Here is a 22,590-nt window from a genome sequence, read left to right on the forward strand (position 1 = left end):
GCCCCTACCAACACAAGGGAGACATCTCATGGCGACCCGAATCACCGCTTCGCGCCGGGACGACGGCATCATGGTGCTGAAGATCAGCTGCCCCGAGCGCCGCAATATCCTCGACGAGGCGAGCTACGCGCAGCTGATCGAGGGGCTCGCGACGGCCGAGGCCGACGACAGCGTCAGGGTGCTGATCATCACCGGCACCGAGAACTGCTTCACGGCGGGCAACGACCTGGCCAACTACAAGGCCCTGGCCGAGGCCGACAGCGTCACGGCGATCACCTTCCTGCGTCGCCTGCAGGCCTTTCCCAAGCCGGCCATCGCGGCGGCGGAAGGCATCGCCCTGGGGCTCGGCATCTCCATCCTGATGCACTGTGATTTCGCCTACGGGGGCCACTCGACCCGCTTCCAGCTGCCCTTCACCCACTTCGCGCTGAGCCCGATCGGGGCGACGACCCTGCTGCTGCCGCGCCTGGCGGGGCCGAAGGCGGCCAGCGAGATGCTGCTGCTGTGCACCGCCTTTACGGCCCGGGAGGCGTGCGAGATCGGCCTGCTGACCGACACCGCGCCGGACGGCCGAGCCCTGGAACAGGCCTTCGACTGTGCCGCCCGCCTGCTGGCCCGGCCCTATGACGCCCTGCTGGCCACCAAGGCACTGATGCGCGACGGGCAGGCCGAGGCGGTCGAGGCGGCTATGGACCGCGAGGAGCAGGCGCTGCTCGAGCGCTGCCGCTCGACGGAGGCGCAGAGCGCTATCGATGCCTTCTATGCCAGAAGGCACGGCCGCTGAAGAGGCGGGAGTCGCGTCAGCGCGACCGGCTGCGCCCTTGGCGTAGCCGGCAACCGACGGGGGTGGCGAGCGCCTCGCCCTGCTGGACGAGGTCCCTGTGGGGAGTCATGCCGAGGGAGCGAAGAGCCTGAGCTGGGTCTCCACCAGCACCATGCCCTGCTCCACGATGGAGAACTGCTCATGGTTGCGCAGCCAGTCATGGAAGAGGCCACTCAGCATGGACTGCAGCAGCTTGGCGGCCAGCTCCGGGGGGAGATCTTCGCGTATCTGGCCCAGCCGGGTGGCGCTCTGCAGGTAGTCACGCAGCGCGCCGCAGGACTCCTCAGCCATCTCGTTCTGCATGGCCAGGGGGTCGATGTCGCCGAACACCTCGCAGTGGTGGATCAGGATGGCGTGCACGCGGCGGTAGCGGGGCCGCTCCAGGCGCTCGAAGCCGCTGAGGCAGGCCAGGCGGATCGCCTCCAGAGGACGTTCGGCGAGGCTCGGGTCGCCGATCTCCTCGACCAGTTCCTGGAAAGGCATGCGCACCCGGTTGAGCATGGCCTGGAAGAGGTCACACTTGTTCCTGAAGTGCCAGTAGACGGCGCCACGGGTCATGCCGGCGTGGCGGGCGATCTGCTCCAGGGAGGTGCGGGCCACGCCCTTCTCGAGAAATACCTCCTCGGCGGCGTCGAGCAGGGCCTCGCGGGTCGCGGCGGCCTCGGCCTTGGTCTTTCGCGCCATGGGGGCGGACTCCATCAAGCGGTGAGGCAATGATTCTACCCGATTGCCGCGGCTTTTACATTCGTCAATGTATGGTTGGTGGAATGGCCGTCGTCGCTCTCGCCACCGCCCTGATGACACGGGTATAAAGGAAACATCGCCCCGTTACAGGATGACCCCGCCATGGCCCGCGCGCCCTTCGACCTTGCCGGCATACGGATTGCTCCCGGCACTCGCACCCAGATCGATGTGCCGGTGGCCCGGCTCTATACCCATGCGCCGCTCTACATCCCGGTGGAGGTGGTGCACGGCCGCCAGGGGGGTCCGACACTGCTGGTGTGCGGTGGTATCCACGGCGACGAGATCAACGGCGTGGAGATCGTGCGCCGGCTGCTGCGCTCCAAGCAGATCCAGGGCCTGCGCGGTACCCTGATCGCGGCGCCCATCGTCAATGTCTTCGGCTTCGTGCAGCACAGCCGCTACCTGCCCGACCGGCGCGATCTCAACCGCTGCTTTCCAGGCAGCGAGTCGGGCTCGCTGGGGGGGCGGGTGGCCGCGCTGTTCCGCGAGCAGATCGTCGATCAGGCCACCCATATCATCGACCTGCACACCGGAGCGATCCACCGCACCAACCTGCCGCAGATCCGCGCCCAGCTGGTGACCGGCAGCGAGACCGAGCGCATGGCCAATGCCTTCGGCGCGCCGGTGATCCTCAACGCCGAGCTGCGCGAGGGCAGCCTGCGTCACTACGCCCAGAATCGTGGTATTCCGGTACTCACCTACGAGGCCGGCGAGGCGCTGCGCTTCGACGAGTGGGCGATCACCCCCGGCGTGCGGGGGGTACTGCGGGTGATGCGACGGTTCGGCATGCTCACCGGCGAACAGCGCCGGCGCCAGCCGCCGGCGGCGGAGATCGCCAACGGCTCGAGCTGGGCCCGGGCACCCATCGACGGCATCCTGCGCCCCCAGGTGCGGCTCGGCGCCCGGGTGGCCAGGGGCGAGCTGCTGGGGCGGGTCGCCGACCCCTTCGGCAACGCCGAAGGGGAGGTGCTCTCCATGGCCGACGGTATCGTCATCGGCATGAGCCGATTGCCGCTGGCCAACGAGGGCGAGGCGCTCTTCCATATCGCCCGCTTCGATGCCATCGAAGAGGCCGAGAGCGCCATCGAGGACTTCCATTCCAGCCTGCCACCGCTGCACGACTCCCACTATTGAAAAGTTGAGACAATGCTCACCTTTGGGCGAGTAAAGTCATATTTTACTCGACAGAATCCTCGACCATGCTCTGCTGACCTGCTGACCTGCTGACCTGCTGTTCCGAATGGGACGGCCCGGGGCCAGCGGGGCGTCGCCATCGACCATGCCAACGGGGGAGAGCTACCATGATCGACCTGGATAATCGCCAGGGTGAGGCCCCGGCCGCGACCGCCGGCCGCTCGGGCGAGCTGAACCAGCACTACTGGATGCCGTTCAGCGCCAATCGCGACTTCCATGCCAACCCCCGGGTGGTGGTGGGCGCGGAGGGGCGCTACTTCATCGATGACCAGGGCCGGCGGCTGTTCGACTCGCTCTCGGGGTTGTGGACCTGCGGGGCGGGGCACAACCGGGCCGAGATCCAGCAGGCGGTGGCCCACCAGCTCGGCACCCTCGACTATGCGCCGGGGTTCCAGGTGGCCCATCCGCTGGCCTTCCGGCTGGCGGAGAAGGTGGCGAGCCTTACCCCGGAAGGGCTCGATCACGTCTTCTTTACCGACTCGGGCTCCGAGTCCGCCGACACCGCGGTGAAGATGGCCAAGGCCTACTGGCGGCTGAAGGGAAGGCCCGAGAAGACCCGGCTGATCGGCCGCGCCAAGGGCTACCACGGGGTCAACGTAGGGGGCACCAGCCTCGGCGGCATCGGCGGCAACCGCAAGCACTACGGCCAGCTGATGGAGGTCAGCCACCTGCCTCACACTCTGCAGCCGGGGCTGGCCTTCACCCGCGGCCAGGCCGAGAGCGGTGCCGAGCTGGCCGATACGCTGCTCGAGCACATCGCCCTGCACGACGCCTCCAACATCGCCGCGGTGATCGTCGAGCCGATGTCCGGCTCCGGTGGCGTGATCGTGCCGCCGAAGGGGTATCTTGAGCGGCTGAGGGCGATCTGCGATGCCCACGATATCCTGCTGATCTTCGACGAGGTGATCACCGCCTTCGGGCGCAGCGGGGCGCGGACCGGTGCCGAGGCGTTCGGCGTGACCCCCGACATGATGACGATCGCCAAGCAGCTCACCAACGGGGCGGTGCCCATGGGCGCGGTGATCGCATCAAGCGAGATCTTCGACACCTTCATGCACGCCGGCGGACCTCGGCACGCCATCGAGTTTCCCCACGGCTACACCTACAGCGGCCACCCGGTGGCCTGTGCGGCGGCCCTGGCGGCCCTGGCGCTGTTCGAGCGCGAGGACTTCCCGGCCCAGGTGCGCTCCATCGCCCCGGCCTTCGAGGCGCGGCTGCATGCGCTCAAGGGGCGGCCCCGGGTGGTGGATATCCGCAACTACGGCCTGGCCGGTGCCATTCAGCTGGCCCCGCGCGATGGCGACCCCACCATCCGCCCGCGGGATGCCCATCTGGCGCTGTGGGAAGCGGGCTTCTATGTGCGCTATGGCGGCGATACTCTGCAGTTTGGCCCGCCCTTCGGCAGCACGGAGACGGAGCTGGAGCGGCTCTTCGACGCTGTGGCCGAGGTGCTGGACCGACTCGAATAGGGGGGGGCAGGTTCAGATAGGTACGGTGTCGCGCTCTGGCACGAGGCTCAGGGCGTCGTCGAAGACGCGCAGGCAGGCGCCGTCGAGGTGGCCGTTTTCGGAAAGATGGCGGCGGAAGCGTCGCCCCCCCGGCTGGCCCTGGAAGAGGCCCAGCAGGTGGCGAGTGATGTGGTTGAGCTTGGCGCCTTCCTCGAGGCGCCGGCTGATATAGGGGCGAAAGGCTCGTGCCGCCGCGTGACGGCTGGCCGCCGGCCCCGGCTCGCCGTAGAAGGCGGCATCCACACCGGCCAGCAGCCAGGGATTCTGGTAGGCCTCGCGACCCACCATCACGCTGTCCACCTGCTTGAGCTGAGCGCGACTCTCATTGAGGGTCTTGATGCCGCCGTTGATGCCGATATGCAGCTCCGGGCGGCTCGCCTTGAGGCGGTGCACCCGGGGGTAGTTGAGCGGCGGAATATCCCGGTTCTCCTTGGGGGAGAGCCCCTGCAGCCAGGCCTTGCGGGCGTGCACGATGAAGGTGTCGCAGCCGGCGTCGGCCACCATGGCGATGAAACGCTCGAGGTCGGCATCCTCGTCCTGATCGTCGATGCCGATGCGGCACTTGACCGTGACCGGGATCGACACCGCCTCCCGCATGGCGCGCACCGCGGCGGCGACCTTTTCTGGATGGCCCATCAGGCAGGCGCCGATCAGGTTGTTCTGCACCCGGTCGCTGGGGCAGCCCACGTTGAGGTTGACCTCGTCATAGCCCCAGGCCTCCGCGATCGCGGCGCACTCGGCGAGCTCGCCGGGGTCGCTGCCGCCCAGTTGCAGGGCCAGCGGGTGCTCTAACGCATCGAAGCCCAGGAAACGCTCCCGCGGGCTGCCGTGCAGGATGGCCCCGGTGGTGACCATCTCGGTGTAGAGCAGGGCACGGCGAGTCAGGGTGCGGGCGAAGGCGCGATAGTCGCGGGTCGTCCAATCCATCATCGGCGCGATGGAGAAGGTGCGGTCGAGCTGGGGCATCGGGCATCACGGGGTTGTTCGAGAAGGGTGTCAATTCTATCAGTCCCCGTGGTGGGTTGCCCATGTCGGTGCTGTCGTCTTCCCCTCGGCCCTAGCCGGCCCTGGCGAAGGCGATCGGGTCCAGTTCGTGGAGCCGGATGGTCACCGCGGCTTGGCAGTTCAAGCAGCGCAGCGTACCGGCATCGCGGGAGAGCCTCTCGACCCGGAAACGGCCGAGGTCAAGACTGACCGCCTCCTCGGTGTTGCCACACTGGCGGCAGATGAGGGTCAGGCCTTGTACCTTGTGAGTCAGGGTGATGGTGTCCACGCCGACCTCCTGTTCAGGGATGGGGTATCGCTAGGATGCGGAAATCAAGGTTGCGCGTTTCAATCATCCCACTTTAGAAATCTAAGCAATGATCCGGCGAAGCGCCTGTGAAAATGCTTCAAGCGCGATCGGCGATAACCTTGGAACCTTTCCCGCGAGGAGACGGCAATGCCTCACGATCTGACCGACCATCAGATGGAGCTGCTGGCCCGCGTGCTGCAGCATGGCGGAGTGCTGTCTTCGCCCTTCGGCTACTCCGACGAGGACGCCCTGTTACCGGCGCTGCGCAAGGATATCGCGGCCCTGGAGGAGAAGGGCCTGATCACGGTGACGCCGCATGCCGGCTCGAGCGGGGGCGAGACCCTGACGCTGACCGAGGAGGGCTATGCGGCCCTCGGCATGACCTGACGGGCAGCGTCGCGCGAGGGATTTCGCCGGACGGTATGGCGCGACTGGGCCTCAGGCAGTGAACACCGTGTAGAGCATCTGCAGCGCCAGGGCCATCAGCATGAAGGCGAACACTCGCTTGAGAATCCCTACCGGCAGGCGGTGGGCGAGCCTCGCGCCGAGAGGCGCGGTGAGGATGCTGAACGGCGCCATCAGCAGCAGGGCGGGCAGGTAGACATAGCCCCAGGCGGCATCCGGCAGGCCGGCGGTTCCCCAGCCGTTGATGAGGTAGCCCAGTGCCCCGGCCAGGGCGATCGGTAGACCCACGGCGGCCGAGGTGCCGATGGCGTGGGGCAGGCGGACGTTGCACCAGGTCAGGAAGGGCACGGTGAGCGAGCCGCCGCCGATGGCCACCAGCGCGGAGATGCTGCCGATGCCGAGCCCCGCGCCGGACAGGCCGGCCGGCCCCGGCAGGGTGCGGGCCGGCTTGGGCTTCAGGTTGGCCAGCATCTGCAGGGACATCAGCACCATGAAGGCGGCGAAGAAGACCGCCAGGCCGCGGGTCGGTATCAGGGCGGCGATGAAAGTGGCCAGGAAGGTACCGGCGAGGATGGCGGGCGTGATGTGGCGCACGATGTGCCAGCGCACCGCGCCATGCCGATGGTGCGACCAGAGGCTGGCCGAGGCGGACGGCACGATGGCGGCCATGGCGGTGCCCAGCGCCAGGTGGGCGATGTGCTCATGGGGGACCCCCTGAATCACGAAAATCGAGGTCAGGATCGGGACCATGATGCCGCCGCCGCCGATGCCGAGAAGGCCGGCCATCAGGCCGACGAAGCTTCCCAGGGCCAGGTAGGCCAACCACCAGATGGGATCCAATGCCCTCACTCCTTCTGCGAGTTCGTGTGTTGTCTGACAAAAAGCCCTGGATTCAGGTGCTAGGGGCCGCAGTGTAGAGGAAAAGGCCTTTCGGCGAGTACTGCTCTCTGCAGCCCACCAATGGTGCAGGGGGCAAGGCTTGACCCGCGTCGGGGGTTGGTCGGCGCGGCAATGTGCTATGAAGTAGGGCAGGGCAGCGCCGCCAGGGCGCTGCAGGCCATGTCACAATGACAGGAGAGGGCATCATGGCGGACCGGAAAGGGGTATTGGAGGGGCTGCGCGACGAGCTGATCGAGCGACTCGAGCGCTACCGGGCCCACAAGGAGCAACGGGGAGGCCCTCTGGACAAGGACATGGAGGAGCAGGCCGTCGAGTTGCAGAATGACGAGGTGGTCGACGCCCTGGAAAGGGAGGCCGAGGAGGCGTTGCGCCAGGTGATGCACGCCCTGGCGCGCGTCGCTGCTGGGGAGGGAGATGTCTGCCAGGTGTGCGAGGAGCCGATCGCGCCCGAGCGTATCGACGCCGTGCCCTTCACCACGCTTTGCCGGCAGTGCGCCGAGCCACGTTGAGTGACCGATGGGACGGGAAGCCCGGGCCGATGATAGCCTTGGCCAAGGAATCATCGCTTCGGAGGTCATGCATGAACGTGTGGTATCGATGGTGCGGCCTTGGCGTGATGCTGGTGCTGTTGGCGGGCTGCGGGGGGAACGATAATGAGTCCGGGGAGGCGTCGGACGAGCCAGAGCAGGTTGCCCAGCCATCTCCCCCCGCCGAGCCCGAGCCCATGGTGGACCCCTTCGACGAGCCGGTAGCGATCGAATTTACGGTCAGCCTCGGCAATGATCGGCGCCTGCAGGTGGAAGGGGAGAGCAATCTGCCGGATAACACCCGCCTGCAGGTGGTAGTTCAGCGAGAACTGAGCGGAGTCCGTTGGCAGGAGCGTACGACGCTGACCGGCGGCCGCTTCCAGGCCGGACCCTTCGGTTCGGGCAGCGGTCTCCCTGACGGGGGCTATTCCATCACCGTGAACCTCTCCGAGGCCACCGTGCAGCCCACGGAGGTTCGTGCTCGGATCGGCGAGCGGGGCGAGCATCTGAGCGGCTCGCTGGTGAGCACCTCTCGCCATGGCCTTGGGCAGGTCGCGAGCACCTCTCGACGTTTCCTGATAGGAAGCGAACCGCGCCGCACCCACGACAACGTCGAAGTGCTCGGGGTCGAATAGCACGGGGGGGGCGAATAGCGTCTGGGATCGAGCTGGGCGAGTGGGGTGCCCACGTCACCTCAGAGCGGTGAAGCCTGCCAGCGGGCCAGCAGCCTGCCCAGCAGCCGTGCATCGGGGGGAGCAGGGTGGGAAGAGGCGTCCTCCTGGCCGCTGAACTGCAGCGATCCGTCTTCCCGCTGGGAGACCCGGCGGATGCAGAGCTGGCCATGCTCTTCCACCAGATAGAGGCCCGTCTGGCTAAAGCGGTCGGTGGGGGTCACGGCGAAGAGGTCGTGATCGTTCAGGAAATCGAAGATATCGCCGGGCGCCGGGGTCAGCAGGTAGCACTCCTTGTGCCACCCTTGCCCTTGCTGCTGCGTGGTCGGCAGCAGGTCCGCGCTCATTTCGATGCGGCCGGCGGCGGGGTCCTGCCAGGGCGCGGGAGGCTGGCTGCGCAGATAGAGGGGAGTGGCCCGGTTGCCACTATCGCCCTCAAGCAGTCGCGACAGCGGGCAGCCCAGGGCCTGGGCCAGGGCCACCAGCCGTTCATGGCCGATCTGACGGATGGCGCCTGACTCCCAGTAGGAGATGGTCACATCGGAAACGCCCACCCGACGGGCCAGGGCTGCCTTGTTGAGGTTGGCCTCCAGCCGGAGCTCCTTGATGCGCGGGCCTAGTGAATCCATCTCTCCATCCTGTCGTTGTATGTGTTGTGTGATCTGAGCGTTAGGAAAAACCGGATGGATCATCCGGGATCCTTAGCGGCTGTGCAATATCGCGCATCAACGTTGATTAACCGCTTATGCCGATCACCAAGCCACGGGTTCGCCGGCCCAGTCGTGGAAGCTGGCGCTTTCTCCAAGGCGGCGTTGCTCCAGCACATTAAGCAGTCGCTCGGCCACGAAGGCCGGGGTGAACAGCTTGTCCTCGGGAACGCGGGCCTGGAAGGGGCGTGAGAGGGCCGTATCCGTGGTGCCGGGATGCAGGCAGGCCACGGCAATGGTCGGATTGAGCCGTCGCAGCTCCACCGCCGCGGTTCTCATCAGCATGTTGTGGGCCGCCTTGCTGGCGCGGTAGGCGTACCAGCCACCCAGGCGATTGTCCTCGATGGAGCCGACCCGGGCCGAGAGGCTCGCCACCAGCGCCGGGTGGTGGCCCTTCAGGTTGGGCTGCAGTGCCCGGAGCAGCAGGGCGGGCGTCGTGGCGTTGACCTGGAACAGTCGCGCCAGGGCTTCGGCATCCAGGTCGTCGAGACGCTTCTCGGGGTGGATGCCGAGCGCCTCGTCATGAAGCATACCGATGGTGTTGAAGGTCAGGTGAAGCGGCGTGCCGTCGAGGTGAGCGACCAGCGCCTCGCGGCCCTCGGCGGTGGTGAGGTCGGTGTTCAGCGCCTCGCAGCGGGCATCATTCACAACGGGTCCAGACTGTCGGCTGACGCCGATCACCCGCCCCGGTCTGGGGCTGGCCAGCAGGGCATCCACCACCGCTCGGCCGATGCCGCCGCCGGCGCCGGTCACCAGCGTGGTAAAGCCCTCGGGAAGTTGCGCAAGCATGGTGTTCTCCAAGTGGTTGTCTCCAGGTCGACCGGGTCGGGTGGCCAGACGTTGACCGCGATCCCGTCGGATGATTCCCGCACGACGGCTGCCGAGGCGGCGGCAGGTGCGTATAATGCGACCATTCATCTACCACTGGATCCGGGACACCGCAACGACATGACCGTACGCACGCGTATCGCGCCGTCACCGACCGGCGATCCCCACGTCGGCACCGCCTATATCGCCCTGTTCAACCTCTGCTTCGCCCGTCAGCACGGCGGCCAGTTCATCCTGCGCATCGAGGATACCGACCGGGTGCGCTCGACGCCCGAGTCGGAACAGATGATCCTCGACTCGCTGCGCTGGCTGGGCCTCGACTGGGATGAGGGCCCCGATGTGGGGGGAGCCCATGGCCCCTACCGCCAGAGCGAGCGCGGCGATATCTACGCCGAGTACGCGCGCCAGCTGATCGAGGCGGGGCGCGCCTTCAAGTGCTACCGCACCAGCGAGGAGCTCGACGAGCTGCGCGAGGCGCGCAAGGCCGCCGGCATGCACTTGGCGCTCAAGCCCTCCGACCTGGCCCTGCCGGCGGAGGAGCAGGCGCGCCGCGAACGTGAGGCGTGGCCCTACGTGGTTCGCATGGCGGTGCCCGCCAGCGGCGCCTGCATGATCCATGACATGCTGCGCGGCAACATCGAGGTAGACTGGGCCCAGGTGGATGCCCAGATCCTGCTCAAGTCCGACGGCATGCCCACCTATCACCTGGCCAACGTGGTGGATGACCACCTGATGGGCATCACTCACGTGCTGCGCGGCGAGGAGTGGATCAACTCGGCGCCCAAGCACCAGCTGCTCTATGAGTATTTCGGCTGGGAGATGCCCGAGCTCTGTCACATGCCGCTGCTGCGCAACCCGGACAAGTCAAAGCTCTCCAAGCGCAAGAACCCCACGTCGATCAACTACTACCGCCGCATGGGCTACCTGCCCCAGGCGGTGATCAACTATCTGGGCCGCATGGGCTGGTCGATGCCCGACGAGCGCGAGAAGTTCAGCCTCGACGAGATGATGGCCCACTTCGATATTCAGCGGGTGTCGCTGGGCGGCCCGGTGTTCGACCTGGAGAAGCTCACCTGGCTCAATGGCCTCTATATCCGCGAGGAACTCGACGACGCTGCCTTCCTCAAGGCGCTGATGGAGTGGGCCTTCAACGAGCGCTACGTGAAAGAGATCCTGCCTCAGGTGCGTCCGCGGGTTGAGACCCTCTCCGAGGTGGCGCCACTGGCCGGCCACTTCTTCTCGGGCCTGCCGCGCATCACCGAGGAGAGCTTCGACGGCGTCAAGCTGGGCCGAGAGGACCTGCTCAGGCTGCTGCAGTTCCTGGTGTGGCGCCTGGAAACGCTGCCCGCCTGGCACAAGGAGGCGCTGCTGGCAGAAGTGAAGGGGTTGGCCGGCCACTTCGACCTGAAGATGAAGGAGTTCCTGGCCCCGGTGTTCATCGCCATCACCGGCTCCACCGCCAGCACCTCGGTGATGGACGCCATGGCGATCCTGGGCTCCGACATGACCCGAGCGCGGTTGCGTCACGCCATCGAGGTGCTCGGCGGCGTCTCCAAGAAGCAGGCCAAGCGCTTCGAGAAGGAGTTTCGCGAACTCCCGTGATTTCCTGTTGACGAAGGCGAGGCTAATCAGTACTATACGTCTCGTCTTCAGGGCGCGGGGCCTTAGCTCAGCTGGGAGAGCGCGACACTGGCAGTGTCGAGGTCAGCGGTTCGATCCCGCTAGGCTCCACCATTCCCGTCCTCGAGGCATCTGCGTCCCATTCGTCTAGTGGCCTAGGACACCGCCCTTTCACGGCGGGAACAGGGGTTCGAACCCCCTATGGGACGCCACTCTTCCTGAAAAGGGCACTCATCACCGAGTGCCCTTTTTTCATCACGCGGTGCCCGCCATCCGCGTTGCAGCCTCCTGTGCATCGCCTCCCTCACGGCCCCTTTTTCAGGGTGAATTCTGCTTGACTTGTCCACCAGGCGGGGTTTCGTCAGGGTGTCTGTGCACAGCAGGGCCGCAATCGCCCGTGATCACAGGCTTTTTCATAAAATCTATTTAAATCAATGGTTTATGCAAGATCAAAAATTGATCAATCTAAGGCCAGGCCCCAGTTCATGGCGATTTGACGGCTTTTCCGAGTGGTTGTGAACAGGTTTATCCACAGAATGTGTGGACAACGGTCCTGCGCTGCTCGGAGGCTCCTGGTATGAGCTTTGTCAACCAAAAGTAGCAGCTAAATCATACTTACGGAAAGGAGGGCGAGGGGCGGCGTCAGGCGTCGCCCCAGTGCTCAGCGGTGGCCCAGGGCGCGTAGCCGACGCAGCAGCGAGGAGGTGTCCCAGCGCCCTCCGCCCATCACCTGAACGTCGGCATAAAACTGATCCACGAGGGCGGTCACCGGCAGGCGGGCGTGCAGGCGCCGGGCCTGCTCCAGGCAGATGCCGAGGTCCTTGCGCATCCAGTCCACGGCGAAGCCGTGCTCGTACTCGTCCGCGATCATGGTGCCGTGGCGGTTCTCCATCTGCCAGGAGCCGGCGGCCCCCTTGGAGATGACATCAATCACGCGCTGCTGATCGAGGCCGGCCTGTTCGGCAAAGTGCAGGCCCTCGGCCAGGCCCTGGACCAGCCCGGCGATGCAGATCTGGTTGACCATCTTGGTCAGCTGCCCGCTGCCGGCGGGGCCCATCAGGGTGACCGCCTTGGCGAAGTGTCCAAGGGTGGCTTCGACGCGGGAATAGTCGGCCTCGCTGCCGCCGCACATGACGGTCAGGGCGCCGTTTTCGGCGCCCTGCTGGCCGCCAGAGACCGGGGCGTCGATGAAGCCAATGCCGCGTGACCTGCAGGCGGCGTCCAGCTCCTCTGCCAGGTCCGACGAGGCCGTGGTGTGGTCCACGAGCAGGCTGCCCTCGGTCATGCCGTGCAACGCTCCGTTATCGCCGGTGGTGACCTGGCGCACGTCGTCGTCGTTGCCCACGCAGAGCAACACCAGCTCGGCGCCCCGGGCCGCCTCGCGCGGGGTGGGGTGGTGGCTGCCGCCGTGCTCGGCGGCCCAGGCTTCGGCCTTGGCATCGGTGCGGTTGTAGACGCGAACGGTGAGGCCGGCGCGGGCCAGGTGGCCGGCCATGGGAAAGCCCATCACGCCCAGGCCGATGAAGGCGACGGTCGATATGCTCTTGCTCATCCTGATTGCTCACTCTTGTTGGGGGATCATGACGCAGAAAACCGCCCGAAGGCGGCTTTCTGAAGGGTGGCGCATGCGGCCTTGGCCACCTCTGCCGGCTGCTTACTTGGCAGACCCGGCAGGATAGTCGCGTTGGGTGTGGCCGGTATAGAGTTGACGCGGGCGGCCGATCTTGTAGCTGTCGCTGACCATCTCGTGCCAGTGGGAGATCCAGCCGATGGTGCGGGACACCGCGAAGATCACGGTGAACATGTTGGTGGGGATGCCCATGGCCTTGAGGATGATGCCGGAGTAGAAGTCGACGTTGGGGTAGAGCTTTCGTTGGACGAAGTACTCGTCCTCGAGGGCGATCTGCTCCAGGCGCTTGGCAATCTTGAGCTGCGGGTCATCGGCGAGGCCCAGTTCGGCCAGCACCTCGTCGCAGGTCTCCTTCATGACCTTGGCGCGAGGATCGAAGTTGCGATAGACGCGGTGGCCGAAGCCCATCAGCTTGAACGGGTCGTCCTTGTCCTTGGCCTTGTCGATGAAGCGCTGGATGTTCTCTTCGGAGTCGTCGCCGATCTCGTCGAGCATCTTGAGCACCGCCTCGTTGGCGCCGCCGTGGGCCGGGCCCCACAAGGCCGCGATACCGGCGCTGATGCAGGCAAAGGGGTTGGCGCCGGTTGAGCCTGCCAGGCGCACCGTGGAGGTGGAGGCGTTCTGCTCGTGGTCGGCGTGCAGCATGAAGATGCGATCCATGGCCTTGGCGTAGACCGGGTTGATCTTGTACTCCTCGCACGGGGTGCTGAACAGCATGTAGAGAAAGTTCTCTGCATAGTTCAGGTCGTTGCGCGGATAGTTGAACGGCTGGCCGACGTTGTACTTGTAGGACATCGCGGCGATGGTCGGCATCTTGGCGATCAGGCGGACGGCGCTGATGACGCGGTCCTCCTCCACGTTGATGTCCATGTGGTCATGGTAGAAGGCGGCCAGCCCACCCACGACACCGCACAGGATGGACATCGGGTGGGCGTCACGGCGGAAGCCCTTGAAGAAGTTGTTGATCTGGTCGTGGACCATGGTGTGGTTTCGGACCCGCGACTCGAAGTCGGCGTACTGAGCGTCGTCCGGGAGCTCACCGAACAGCAGCAGGTAGCACATCTCGACGAAGTTGGATTCCTTGGCCAGCTGGTCGATCGGGTAGCCGCGATGGAGCAGCACGCCCTGGCCGCCATCGATATAGGTGATGGCGGACTGGCAGGAGGAGGTGGCCATGAAGCCGGGGTCATAGGTGAACAGGCCTTCGGCACCCAGCCCGCGCACGTCGATCACATCCGGGCCCAGGGTGCCCGAATAGACAGGCAGTTCGATCGTCTTGTCCAGACCGTCTACCGTCAGCGTCGCTTTCCTGTCAGCCATGGAGGCCTCCTATCGAGTTCGTGTTAGGGCAATAAGTCGTTATTTCACTAGCGAGTTCGCAGCAATTGCCGGCGAAAAGGTTCGCCCACTATAGAAGCGTTCCAGCGATTGTCAATTAGCCCATGGCGACCCGGGTGCTGTGCATTGTCTCGCTTTAGGTAAGAGTGTTGTATAATAAATGGTGCTGTGCACCATTCCTGTGCGGACGCGCGACGGAGTGGCTCCAGAATGGCGTGGTCGGGGAGGCGGCGGCCTTTGCACCATGGTCTAGTTAGCCGTCGCTTCGTTTGTCATGGCCCGGCCATGTCCCTATAATCCACCCCGCGCGACTGGCAGGAACAGGCGGTCTTGCCCTGCATCACGGCAAGCGCCGCTACTTCCCGAAACCACCGCCCGCTCGGGACCTGCCCGTCCTGTCGTCAAGTGGGCCACAGAGAGTGTGTAGAGAGCCGTGAATAGCAAACGACCCGTAAATCTGGATCTGTCCACGATACAGTTCCCACTTCCCGCCCTGACCTCCATCACCCACCGCATCACCGGCGTGATCTTGTTCGTCGGCCTGATCTTCGCCTTCTGGGCACTCAGCAAGTCGCTTTCGTCCCCGGCGGGCTTCGCCGCCGTCAATGATGCCCTGGCCAACAACTTCCTGGTTAAGCTGATCGCCTGGGGTCTGCTCTCGGCGCTGGCCTTCCACTTTGTGGCCGGCATCAAGCACCTGGTGATGGATATGGACATCGGTGTGACCCTCGAGGGCGGCCACAAGAAAGCACAGATCACCGTGGTGGTGAGTGCGGTCCTGATCATTCTGGCGGGAGTCTGGGTATGGTAACCAACATCACCAATTTTGGCCGCAGCGGCCTGTCCGACTGGCTCATCCAGCGCGTGTCGGCGGTCATCCTGGCCCTTTACACCCTCTTTATCGTTCTTTATCTGCTGTTCAATCCGGGCCTCGACTACGCCACCTGGAGTGGCCTGTTCGCCCAGACCTGGATGCGCATCTTCTCTCTGCTGGCCTTCGTGTCCCTGGCTGCCCACGCTTGGGTCGGCCTGTGGACCGTGACCACCGACTACCTCAAGCCGACCGGCATTCGCCTCGGCGCCCAGACCGTCATCATCCTGGCCATCTTCGTGTTCCTGGTCTGGGGCATTCAGATTCTGTGGGGAGCTTGATACATGTCCAACATGCGTAGCCTTTCTTTCGACGCCATCATCATCGGCGGTGGCGGTGCCGGCCTGCGTGCCGCTCTCGAGCTGGCCAAGTCCGGCAAGAAGACCGCCGTGCTGTCCAAGGTCTTTCCGACCCGCTCCCATACCGTCTCCGCCCAGGGCGGCATCACCTGTGCCATCGCCTCCGCCGACCCCGATGACGACTGGCGCTGGCACATGTACGACACCGTCAAGGGGGGCGACTACATCGCCGACCAGGACGCGGCCGAGTACATGTGCTCCGAGGGCCCCAAGGCAGTGTTCGAACTCGAGCACATGGGCCTGCCGTTCTCCCGCTTCGATAACGGCCGCATCTATCAGCGTCCGTTCGGCGGTCAGTCCAAGGACTTCGGCGCCGGCGGCCAGGCGGCTCGCACCTGTGCCGCGGCGGACCGGACCGGCCACGCCCTGCTGCACACCCTTTATCAGAACAACCTGAAGAACAACACTACCTTCCTCAACGAATGGTATGCGGTTGACCTGGTCAAGAACGCCAACGGTGACGTGGTGGGCTGTATCGCCATGGACATCGAGACCGGCGAGGTCGTCCACGTCAAGTCCAAGGCCACCGTGCTGGCCACCGGCGGTGCCGGTCGCATCTATGCCTCCACCACCAACGCCCTGATCAACACCGGCGACGGCATCGGCATGGCCCTGCGCGCCGGCTTCCCGATGCAGGACATGGAGATGTGGCAATTCCACCCGACCGGGATCTACGGTGCCGGCACCCTGGTGACCGAGGGCTGCCGCGGCGAGGGTGGCTACCTGGTGAACAAGGACGGCGAACGCTTCATGGAGCGTTACGCGCCCAACGCCAAGGACCTGGCCGGTCGCGACGTGGTCGCGCGCTCCATGGTCATGGAGATCCTCGAGGGCCGCGGTTGCGGCGAGCACGGCGACCACGTGTTCCTCAAGCTGGACCACTTGGGCGAGGAAGTGCTCGGCAAGCGTCTGCCCGGCATCGTGGAGCTCTCCAAGACCTTCGCCCACGTCGATCCGGCCAAGGAACCGATCCCGGTGGTGCCGACCTGCCACTACATGATGGGCGGGATCCCGACCAACGTGCATGGCCAGGCGATCATGCAGGATGCCGACGGCAACGACCATATCGTCAACGGCCTGTTCGCCTGTGGCGAGGCGGCCTGCGTCTCGGTCCACGGCGCCAACCGCCTGGGCGGCAACTCGCTGCTCGACCTGGTGGTCTTCGGTCGTGCGGCCGGCATGTTTATCGAGGGTGCGCTCAACGAGGGCATCGAGTATCTCGATGCCTCCGAGTCCGACATCGAATCGGCCATGAAGCGCATGAACCGCTGGAACGAGTCCGAGGGCGGCGAGACCGTGCCGGAGCTGAAGCGTGCCCTGCAGAGCATCATGCAGAACTCCTTCGGCGTGTTCCGCGAGGAAGAGAACATGCAGAAGGGTGTCAAGCAGCTGGCCGAACTGCGCGAGCGCATCGCCAACGCCTACCTGCCGGACAAGACCAACGCCTTCAACACCGCTCGCGTCGAGGCCCTGGAGCTGGATAACCTGATGGAAGTGGCCGAAGCCACCGCCATCTCGGCCCTGGAGCGCAAGGAGAGCCGTGGCGCGCATTCCCGCTACGACTATCCGGACCGTGACGACGTCAACTGGCTGAAGCACTCGCTCTACTTTCCGGCCGACAAGCGGCTCGCGAAGCGCGACGTCAACTTCACGCCCAAGACCGTCGACACCTTCGAGCCGAAAGTCCGCACCTACTAACTCCGCTATCACGAGGGTGAGTCAAGATGCTTCAGGTATCCATCTATCGTTACAACCCGGAAACCGACTCCGCGCCGTACATGCAGGAGTTCCAGGTTGACACCCAGGGCCGTGACATCATGGTGCTGGACGTCCTGCACCTGATGAAGGAGCAGGATAACGGCCTGGCCTTCCGCCGCAGTTGCCGCGAAGGCGTGTGCGGTTCCGACGGCATGAACATGAACGGCAAGAACGGTCTGGCCTGTATCACCCCGCTCTCCGAGGTGGTGAAGAACGGCAAGCTGGCGCTGCGTCCGCTGCCGGGCCTGCCGGTCATCCGTGACCTGGTGGTCGATATGGGGCTGTTCTACAAGCAGTACGAGCGTATTCAGCCGTACCTGCAGAACGACACCCCGGCACCGGCCATCGAGCGCCTGCAGTCGCCTGAGGAGCGCGACAAGCTCGACGGTCTCTACGAGTGCATCCTGTGCGCCTGCTGTTCCACCTCCTGCCCGTCGTTCTGGTGGAATCCGGACAAGTTCGTGGGTCCGGCCGGTCTGCTGCAGTCCTATCGGTTCCTTGCCGACTCCCGCGATACCGCGACCCGTGAGCGCCTGTCCGAACTGGAGGATCCGTTCTCCGTGTTCCGCTGCCGCGGTATCATGAACTGCGTGGCGGTCTGCCCGAAAGGGCTGAACCCCACCCGCGCGATCGGCAAGATCCGCGACATGCTGCTGGCCAATGCCACTTAATGCCACTTAAAACGTGGCCCGGGGCTTGTTATCATGGCCCACGGTTTCCGGCTGCGACGCCTTGTCTCAGCCGCCAGGCGGCACAGTAGTGTCAGGAGCCGGTGCCCAGGGCACCGGCTCCTGAGCATGGAATTCAAGGCTTTCGGCCGCTGGCCGCTAGCGCCGGAATGAGCTTGGCCCCACCGGCAGGGCACCACCGATGTCGCTGCACCCCGCGTGCGGTGACGCCGATACCACCCCATCAGTGCAGGGTGACCGAGAGATGCAACAAGGCATAATGGAGTTGATGTGGCGCTCCTCCCACGTCAGTGGCGGCAATGCCCACTATGTGGAAGCGCTCTACGAGCAGTACCTCGATGATCCCGCCGCTGTACCGGATGAGTGGCGCAACTACTTCGACCAGTTGCCGGCCCCCGAAGGCAGCCCCTCGCAAGACGTCCCGCTTGCCCCGGTACGCGACCAGTTCTACCAGTTGGGCCGCGCTCGCCGCACCGCCCTGGCCCCCGCTGTTGCCGACGGTGAAGAGAACAAGAAGCAGGTCAAGGTTCTCCAGCTGATCAACGCTTATCGCTTCCGCGGTCACCAGAAGGCCAATATCGACCCGCTCGGCCTGCGCAGCCCGACGCCGGTTCCCGATCTCGATCTCTCCTTCCATCAGCTCTCGAAGAGCGACATGGACACCGAGTTCCAGACCGGCTCCTTCTTTCTCGGCCTGGATCGCGCCCCGCTCAAGGATATCGTCGAGGCGCTGGAGCACACCTACTGCCGCGCCATTGGCTGCGAGATCATGCACATCGTGGACACCGAGGAGAAGCGCTGGCTGCAGCAGCGCTTCGAATCGGTGCGCAGTGCGCCGAGGTTCGGCAACGAGGTGCGTCAGCATGTGCTCGAGCGGCTGACCGCGGCCGAGGGACTGGAGAACTACCTGGCGTCCAAGTACCCGGGCACCAAGCGCTTCGGTCTGGAGGGCGGCGAAGCCTTCATCCCCATGATGGACGAGTTGATCCAGCGCGGCGGCGGCTATGGCGTCAAGGAGATGGTGATCGGCATGGCCCACCGCGGCCGCCTCAACCTTCTGGTCAACATCCTCGGCAAGAACCCCGGCGAGCTGATCGATGAGTTCGACGGCAAGAAGGTCATCGAACGTGGCTCCGGCGACGTCAAGTACCATCAGGGTTTCAGCTCCAACGTCATGACCCCGGGCGGGGAAGTGCACCTGGCGCTGGCCTTCAACCCCTCTCACCTGGAGATCGTCTCTCCGGTGGTCGAGGGCTCGGTGCGCGCCCGCCAGGATCGGCGCGACGACGACGACGGCACCAAGGTGCTGCCGATCAACGTCCATGGCGACGCGGCCTTCGCCGGTCAGGGCGTGGTCATGGAGACGTTCCAGATGTCCCAGACCCGTGCCTACAAGACCGGCGGCACGATCCACATCGTGATCAACAACCAGGTCGGCTTCACCACCTCGAATCCGCTGGATACTCGCTCCACCGAGTACTGCACCGACATCGCCAAGATGGTCCAGGCGCCGATCTTCCACGTCAACGGCGACGATGCGGATGCAGTGCTGCATGCCACCCAGGTGGCGCTCGATTTCCGCCAGCAGTTCAAGAAGGACGTGGTGATCGATCTGGTCTGCTACCGTCGCCGCGGCCACAACGAGGCCGACGAGCCCAGTGGCACCCAGCCATTGATGTACCAGAAGATCCGCGAACAGAAGACCGCCCGCGAGCTCTATGCGGCGAGGTTGGTCGAGCAGGGCGTGCTCTCCGAGGAAGACGCCAAGGCGATGATCGAGACCTATCGCGAGGATCTGATGGCCGGCAACCACGTGGCCAACGCCCTGGTGCAGGAGCCCAACACCTCGCTGTTCGTCGACTGGAAGCCCTATCTGGGTCATGAGTGGACCGGCCATGCCGATACCGCCGTGGAGATGAAGCGCCTCCAGCGCCTGGCCGCCAGGATGTGCGAGGTCCCCGACGGGGTCGAGGTGCAGCGTCAGGTCGCCAAGATCTATGAAGATCGTCGCAAGATGCAGGCCGGCGGCATGGCGCTGAACTGGGGCTTCGCCGAGACCCTGGCCTACGCTACCTTGCTCGACGAGGGGCACCCTGTGCGCATCACCGGCCAGGACGTGGGCCGCGGCACCTTCTCTCACCGTCATGCGGTGGTGCACAATCAGAAGGACGGCTCCAGCTATGTGCCGCTACAGTACATGTCCGACGGCCAACCGCGCTTCACCATCCACGACTCCTACCTCTCCGAGGAGGCGGTGCTGGCGTTCGAGTATGGCTATGCCACCACGGCACCCAACCACCTGGTGATCTGGGAAGCCCAGTTCGGTGACTTCTTCAACGGTGCCCAGGTAGTGGTGGACCAGTTCATCTCCTCCGGGGAGACCAAGTGGGGCCGACTGTGCGGGTTGACCATGCTGCTGCCCCATGGCTACGAGGGCCAGGGCCCCGAGCACTCCTCGGCGCGCCTGGAACGCTTCCTGCAGATGTGCGCCGAGCACAACATGCAGGTCTGCGTGCCGACCACGCCGGCGCAGATCTTCCATCTGCTGCGTCGCCAGGTGATCCGCAAGGTGAGAAAGCCTCTGGTGGTGATGTCGCCCAAGAGCCTGCTGCGTCACAAGGAGGCCACCTCCAGCCTCGACGAGTTGGCCACCGGTCGCTTCCAGATGGTGCTGCCCGATCAGGGCGACCGCGACCCGAAGGCGGTCGAGCGCATCATCCTGTGTGCCGGCAAGGTCTATTACGACCTGGCCACCTGGCGTAACGAGAACGACCGCCAGGACGTCGCTATCGTGCGCATCGAGCAGCTCTACCCCTTCCCCAAGGAGGAGCTCTTCGAGGCGCTCAAGGCCTACGTCAACGTCAAGGACGTGGTGTGGTGCCAGGAGGAGCCCCTCAACCAGGGTGCCTGGTATTCGAGCCAGCATCATATGCGGGCCGTGGCCGACATGCTCGAGACCAACCTGGGCGGAGCGCTCAAGTTCGCCGGGCGTCCGGCCTCTGCAGCACCCGCCGCGGGCTACATGTCCGTCCATATCGAACAGCAGCGCCAGCTGGTGGAAGACGCCTTCAATCTGTAAGGCACGCCACCGGGACGAGATAGAACAGACAAGGGAAACGACATGGCTACCGAGATCAAGGCCCCAACCTTTCCGGAATCCGTTGCCGAGGGCAGCGTGGCCGCCTGGCACAAGAAGGCCGGTGACAGCGTCGAGCGCGACGAGCTGATCGTCGAGATCGAGACCGACAAGGTGGTGCTCGAAGTGCTGGCTCCCGAGGCCGGCGTGCTCGCCGAGGTGCTCGCCGAAGAGGGCGAGACCGTGGAGTCCGAGCAGGTGCTGGGCCGTATCGGCGAGGGCAAGGCCGAAAGCGGCGGCAAGGCCAAGAAGGCCGACGCCACGGCGGACAAGCAGAGCGACGCCAAGGCCGACAAGCCCGCCGCGGGTGGCGGCAAGCAGCACGAGGTGAAGGCGCCGACCTTCCCCGAGTCCATCCAGGAAGGCACTGTCGCCAGCTGGAACAAGCAGGTCGGTGACGCCGTCAAGCGCGATGAGGTGCTGGCCGAGATCGAGACCGACAAGGTGGTGCTCGAGGTCGTGGCACCGGCCGATGGCGCGCTGACCGAGATCAGGGCCGAGGAGGGCAGTCAGGTCGAGTCCGAAGCGGTGCTGGCGCTCTTCACCGAGGGCGCCGGCGGCAGCGCCGACACCTCCGCCGACGAGACCCCGGCTGCCTCCGCCGATGACGGCGCCGGCGACGAGAAGGTTGGCGACAAGATCCTCGCCCCGGCGGCCCGCAAGATGCTGGCCGAGCATGACCTCGACGTCAGCGCCATCCAGGGTACCGGCAAGGGGGGGCGCATCCTCAAGGAAGACGTGCAGAAGGCGGTCAAGGACGGCACCGCGAAGAAGACCGCCAAGCCGGCCGCTGGTGCCCCCAAGGTCGCTGCGGCCGCACCGGCCGTCGAGGGCGAGCGCCCCGAGAAGCGCGTGCCGATGAGCCGCCTGCGCCAGACCATCGCCAAGCGCCTGGTCCAGGCCCAGCAGACCGCCGCCATGCTCACCACCTACAACGAGGTGGACATGAGCGCGGTGATGGCCCTGCGCGCCCAGTACAAGGACACCTTCGCCAAGACCCACGACGTAAAGCTCGGCTTCATGGGCTTCTTCGTCAAGGCGGCCTCCGAGGCCCTCAAGCGCTTCCCGGACGTCAACGCCTCCATCGATGGCACCGACATCGTCTACCACGGCTATCAGGACATCGGCGTGGCGGTCTCCACCGACCGTGGCTTGGTGGTCCCGGTGCTGCGCGATACCGACAGCATGAAGATCGCCGATGTGGAGAAGGGCATCGTCGACTTCGGCAAGCGGGCCCGTGACGGCAAGCTGGGCATCGACGAGATGCAGGGCGGCACCTTCACCATCACCAACGGTGGCACCTTTGGCTCGCTGATGTCCACGCCGATCATCAACCCGCCGCAGACCGCCATCCTGGGCATGCACAAGATCCAGGAGCGTCCCATGGCGGTGAACGGCAAGGTCGAGATCCGTCCGATGATGTATCTGGCGGTCTCCTACGACCACCGCATGATCGATGGAAAGGATGCGGTGCAGTTCCTGGTCACCATCAAGGCGCTGCTCGAGGATCCGTCGCGCCTGCTGCTGGATATCTGAGCGGCACGTGCCGCCGGATGATCCCGGCGGCACCCCAATCGAAGACACGCAA

The 22,590-nt window shown here is 65.4% G+C and carries 21 protein-coding genes and 2 tRNA genes; 15 read left to right on the forward strand and 8 right to left on the reverse strand.

Features of this window, described 5'->3' with window-relative positions; genetic code table 11:
• Positions 1 to 28: 28 nt before the first annotated feature.
• The gene (locus ACM26W_RS06705) at positions 29 to 784 is read left to right on the forward strand and encodes an enoyl-CoA hydratase-related protein (RefSeq protein WP_416140058.1); all 756 of its coding nucleotides are present in this window, start codon (positions 29 to 31) and stop codon (positions 782 to 784) included.
• 105 nt (positions 785 to 889) lie between these two features.
• Here the strand turns inward: ACM26W_RS06705 and ACM26W_RS06710 are convergent, their stop codons facing one another.
• Positions 890 to 1,507 carry a TetR family transcriptional regulator gene (locus ACM26W_RS06710; RefSeq protein ID WP_416140059.1) on the reverse strand — a complete coding sequence of 206 codons (618 nt, stop codon included), beginning with the start codon at positions 1,505 to 1,507 and terminating at the stop codon, positions 890 to 892.
• Positions 1,508 to 1,669: 162 nt separating this feature from the next.
• Between ACM26W_RS06710 and ACM26W_RS06715 the strand changes: the two genes are divergently transcribed.
• A complete protein-coding gene (locus ACM26W_RS06715; protein ID WP_416140060.1) occupies positions 1,670 to 2,701 on the forward strand; it encodes a succinylglutamate desuccinylase/aspartoacylase family protein in 1,032 nt (343 codons plus the stop codon).
• A gap of 167 nt (positions 2,702 to 2,868) precedes the next feature.
• Entirely contained in the window at positions 2,869 to 4,230 is a 1,362-nt protein-coding gene (locus ACM26W_RS06720; RefSeq protein ID WP_416140061.1) for an aminotransferase class III-fold pyridoxal phosphate-dependent enzyme, read from the forward strand.
• A gap of 12 nt (positions 4,231 to 4,242) precedes the next feature.
• Here the strand turns inward: ACM26W_RS06720 and dusA are convergent, their stop codons facing one another.
• Positions 4,243 to 5,235, reverse strand: coding sequence for a tRNA dihydrouridine(20/20a) synthase DusA (gene dusA, locus ACM26W_RS06725; RefSeq protein WP_416140062.1), 993 nt, complete (start codon positions 5,233 to 5,235; stop codon positions 4,243 to 4,245).
• A 91-nt stretch (positions 5,236 to 5,326) separates the two neighbouring features.
• A complete protein-coding gene (locus tag ACM26W_RS06730) occupies positions 5,327 to 5,542 on the reverse strand; it encodes a hypothetical protein (protein WP_416140063.1) in 216 nt (71 codons plus the stop codon).
• Positions 5,543 to 5,710: 168 nt separating this feature from the next.
• Here ACM26W_RS06730 and ACM26W_RS06735 point away from each other — a divergent pair, with 168 nt between their 5' ends.
• Entirely contained in the window at positions 5,711 to 5,950 is a 240-nt protein-coding gene (locus tag ACM26W_RS06735) for a hypothetical protein (protein WP_416140064.1), read from the forward strand.
• Positions 5,951 to 6,001: 51 nt separating this feature from the next.
• Here the strand turns inward: ACM26W_RS06735 and ACM26W_RS06740 are convergent, their stop codons facing one another.
• A complete protein-coding gene (locus tag ACM26W_RS06740) occupies positions 6,002 to 6,808 on the reverse strand; it encodes a sulfite exporter TauE/SafE family protein (RefSeq protein ID WP_416140065.1) in 807 nt (268 codons plus the stop codon).
• A 245-nt stretch (positions 6,809 to 7,053) separates the two neighbouring features.
• Between ACM26W_RS06740 and ACM26W_RS06745 the strand changes: the two genes are divergently transcribed.
• Both ACM26W_RS06745 and ACM26W_RS06750 read left to right on the forward strand, forming a co-directional pair.
• A complete protein-coding gene (locus tag ACM26W_RS06745) occupies positions 7,054 to 7,377 on the forward strand; it encodes a TraR/DksA family transcriptional regulator (RefSeq protein WP_416140066.1) in 324 nt (107 codons plus the stop codon).
• A gap of 71 nt (positions 7,378 to 7,448) precedes the next feature.
• Entirely contained in the window at positions 7,449 to 8,030 is a 582-nt protein-coding gene (locus ACM26W_RS06750) for a hypothetical protein (protein ID WP_416140067.1), read from the forward strand.
• Between the two features lie 59 nt (positions 8,031 to 8,089).
• Here the strand turns inward: ACM26W_RS06750 and ACM26W_RS06755 are convergent, their stop codons facing one another.
• Together ACM26W_RS06755 and ACM26W_RS06760 are read right to left on the reverse strand one after the other, a co-directional pair.
• Positions 8,090 to 8,695: a helix-turn-helix domain-containing protein gene (locus ACM26W_RS06755; RefSeq protein ID WP_416140068.1), complete on the reverse strand. Its 606-nt coding sequence runs from the start codon at positions 8,693 to 8,695 to the stop codon at positions 8,090 to 8,092.
• Between the two features lie 123 nt (positions 8,696 to 8,818).
• The gene (locus tag ACM26W_RS06760) at positions 8,819 to 9,562 is read right to left on the reverse strand and encodes an SDR family NAD(P)-dependent oxidoreductase (protein ID WP_416140069.1); all 744 of its coding nucleotides are present in this window, start codon (positions 9,560 to 9,562) and stop codon (positions 8,819 to 8,821) included.
• A 159-nt stretch (positions 9,563 to 9,721) separates the two neighbouring features.
• Here ACM26W_RS06760 and gltX point away from each other — a divergent pair, with 159 nt between their 5' ends.
• From gltX to ACM26W_RS06775, 3 genes are all read left to right on the forward strand, one after another.
• Positions 9,722 to 11,203, forward strand: a complete 1,482-nt coding sequence (gene gltX / locus ACM26W_RS06765; RefSeq protein WP_416140070.1) for a glutamate--tRNA ligase — start codon at positions 9,722 to 9,724, stop codon at positions 11,201 to 11,203.
• A 56-nt stretch (positions 11,204 to 11,259) separates the two neighbouring features.
• Positions 11,260 to 11,335, forward strand: a tRNA-Ala gene (locus ACM26W_RS06770).
• A gap of 22 nt (positions 11,336 to 11,357) precedes the next feature.
• Positions 11,358 to 11,433, forward strand: a tRNA-Glu gene (locus ACM26W_RS06775).
• Positions 11,434 to 11,882: 449 nt separating this feature from the next.
• Here ACM26W_RS06775 and ACM26W_RS06780 read toward each other — a convergent pair.
• Both ACM26W_RS06780 and gltA read right to left on the reverse strand, forming a co-directional pair.
• Entirely contained in the window at positions 11,883 to 12,773 is an 891-nt protein-coding gene (locus ACM26W_RS06780) for an NAD(P)-dependent oxidoreductase (protein ID WP_416140071.1), read from the reverse strand.
• A gap of 102 nt (positions 12,774 to 12,875) precedes the next feature.
• Positions 12,876 to 14,171, reverse strand: coding sequence for a citrate synthase (gene gltA, locus ACM26W_RS06785; RefSeq protein WP_416140072.1), 1,296 nt, complete (start codon positions 14,169 to 14,171; stop codon positions 12,876 to 12,878).
• Positions 14,172 to 14,622: 451 nt separating this feature from the next.
• On the opposite strand from gltA, the gene sdhC reads away from it, so the two are divergent.
• The 6 genes from sdhC (at position 14,623) to odhB (ending at position 22,538) form a co-directional block, all read left to right on the forward strand.
• Complete coding sequence (sdhC, locus tag ACM26W_RS06790) at positions 14,623 to 15,000, forward strand: succinate dehydrogenase, cytochrome b556 subunit (protein WP_416140073.1); 378 nt, start codon at positions 14,623 to 14,625, stop codon at positions 14,998 to 15,000.
• Positions 14,994 to 15,341: a succinate dehydrogenase, hydrophobic membrane anchor protein gene (sdhD, locus tag ACM26W_RS06795; RefSeq protein ID WP_416140074.1), complete on the forward strand. Its 348-nt coding sequence runs from the start codon at positions 14,994 to 14,996 to the stop codon at positions 15,339 to 15,341. Before sdhC ends, sdhD begins: the two co-directional genes overlap by 7 nt.
• Positions 15,342 to 15,344: 3 nt before the next feature.
• Positions 15,345 to 17,117, forward strand: a complete 1,773-nt coding sequence (gene sdhA / locus ACM26W_RS06800) for a succinate dehydrogenase flavoprotein subunit (protein ID WP_416140075.1) — start codon at positions 15,345 to 15,347, stop codon at positions 17,115 to 17,117.
• A gap of 26 nt (positions 17,118 to 17,143) precedes the next feature.
• A complete protein-coding gene (locus ACM26W_RS06805; RefSeq protein ID WP_416140076.1) occupies positions 17,144 to 17,848 on the forward strand; it encodes a succinate dehydrogenase iron-sulfur subunit in 705 nt (234 codons plus the stop codon).
• A 262-nt stretch (positions 17,849 to 18,110) separates the two neighbouring features.
• Positions 18,111 to 20,945 (forward strand): 2-oxoglutarate dehydrogenase E1 component, encoded by a 2,835-nt coding sequence (locus ACM26W_RS06810; RefSeq protein ID WP_416140077.1) that lies wholly within the window; start codon positions 18,111 to 18,113, stop codon positions 20,943 to 20,945.
• Between the two features lie 42 nt (positions 20,946 to 20,987).
• Positions 20,988 to 22,538: a 2-oxoglutarate dehydrogenase complex dihydrolipoyllysine-residue succinyltransferase gene (gene odhB / locus ACM26W_RS06815; protein WP_416140078.1), complete on the forward strand. Its 1,551-nt coding sequence runs from the start codon at positions 20,988 to 20,990 to the stop codon at positions 22,536 to 22,538.
• The last annotated feature ends 52 nt before the right edge of the window (positions 22,539 to 22,590 follow it).

The organism is Halomonas sp. HK25, from assembly GCF_047795635.1.
Classification (GTDB): Bacteria; Pseudomonadota; Gammaproteobacteria; order Pseudomonadales; family Halomonadaceae; genus Halomonas.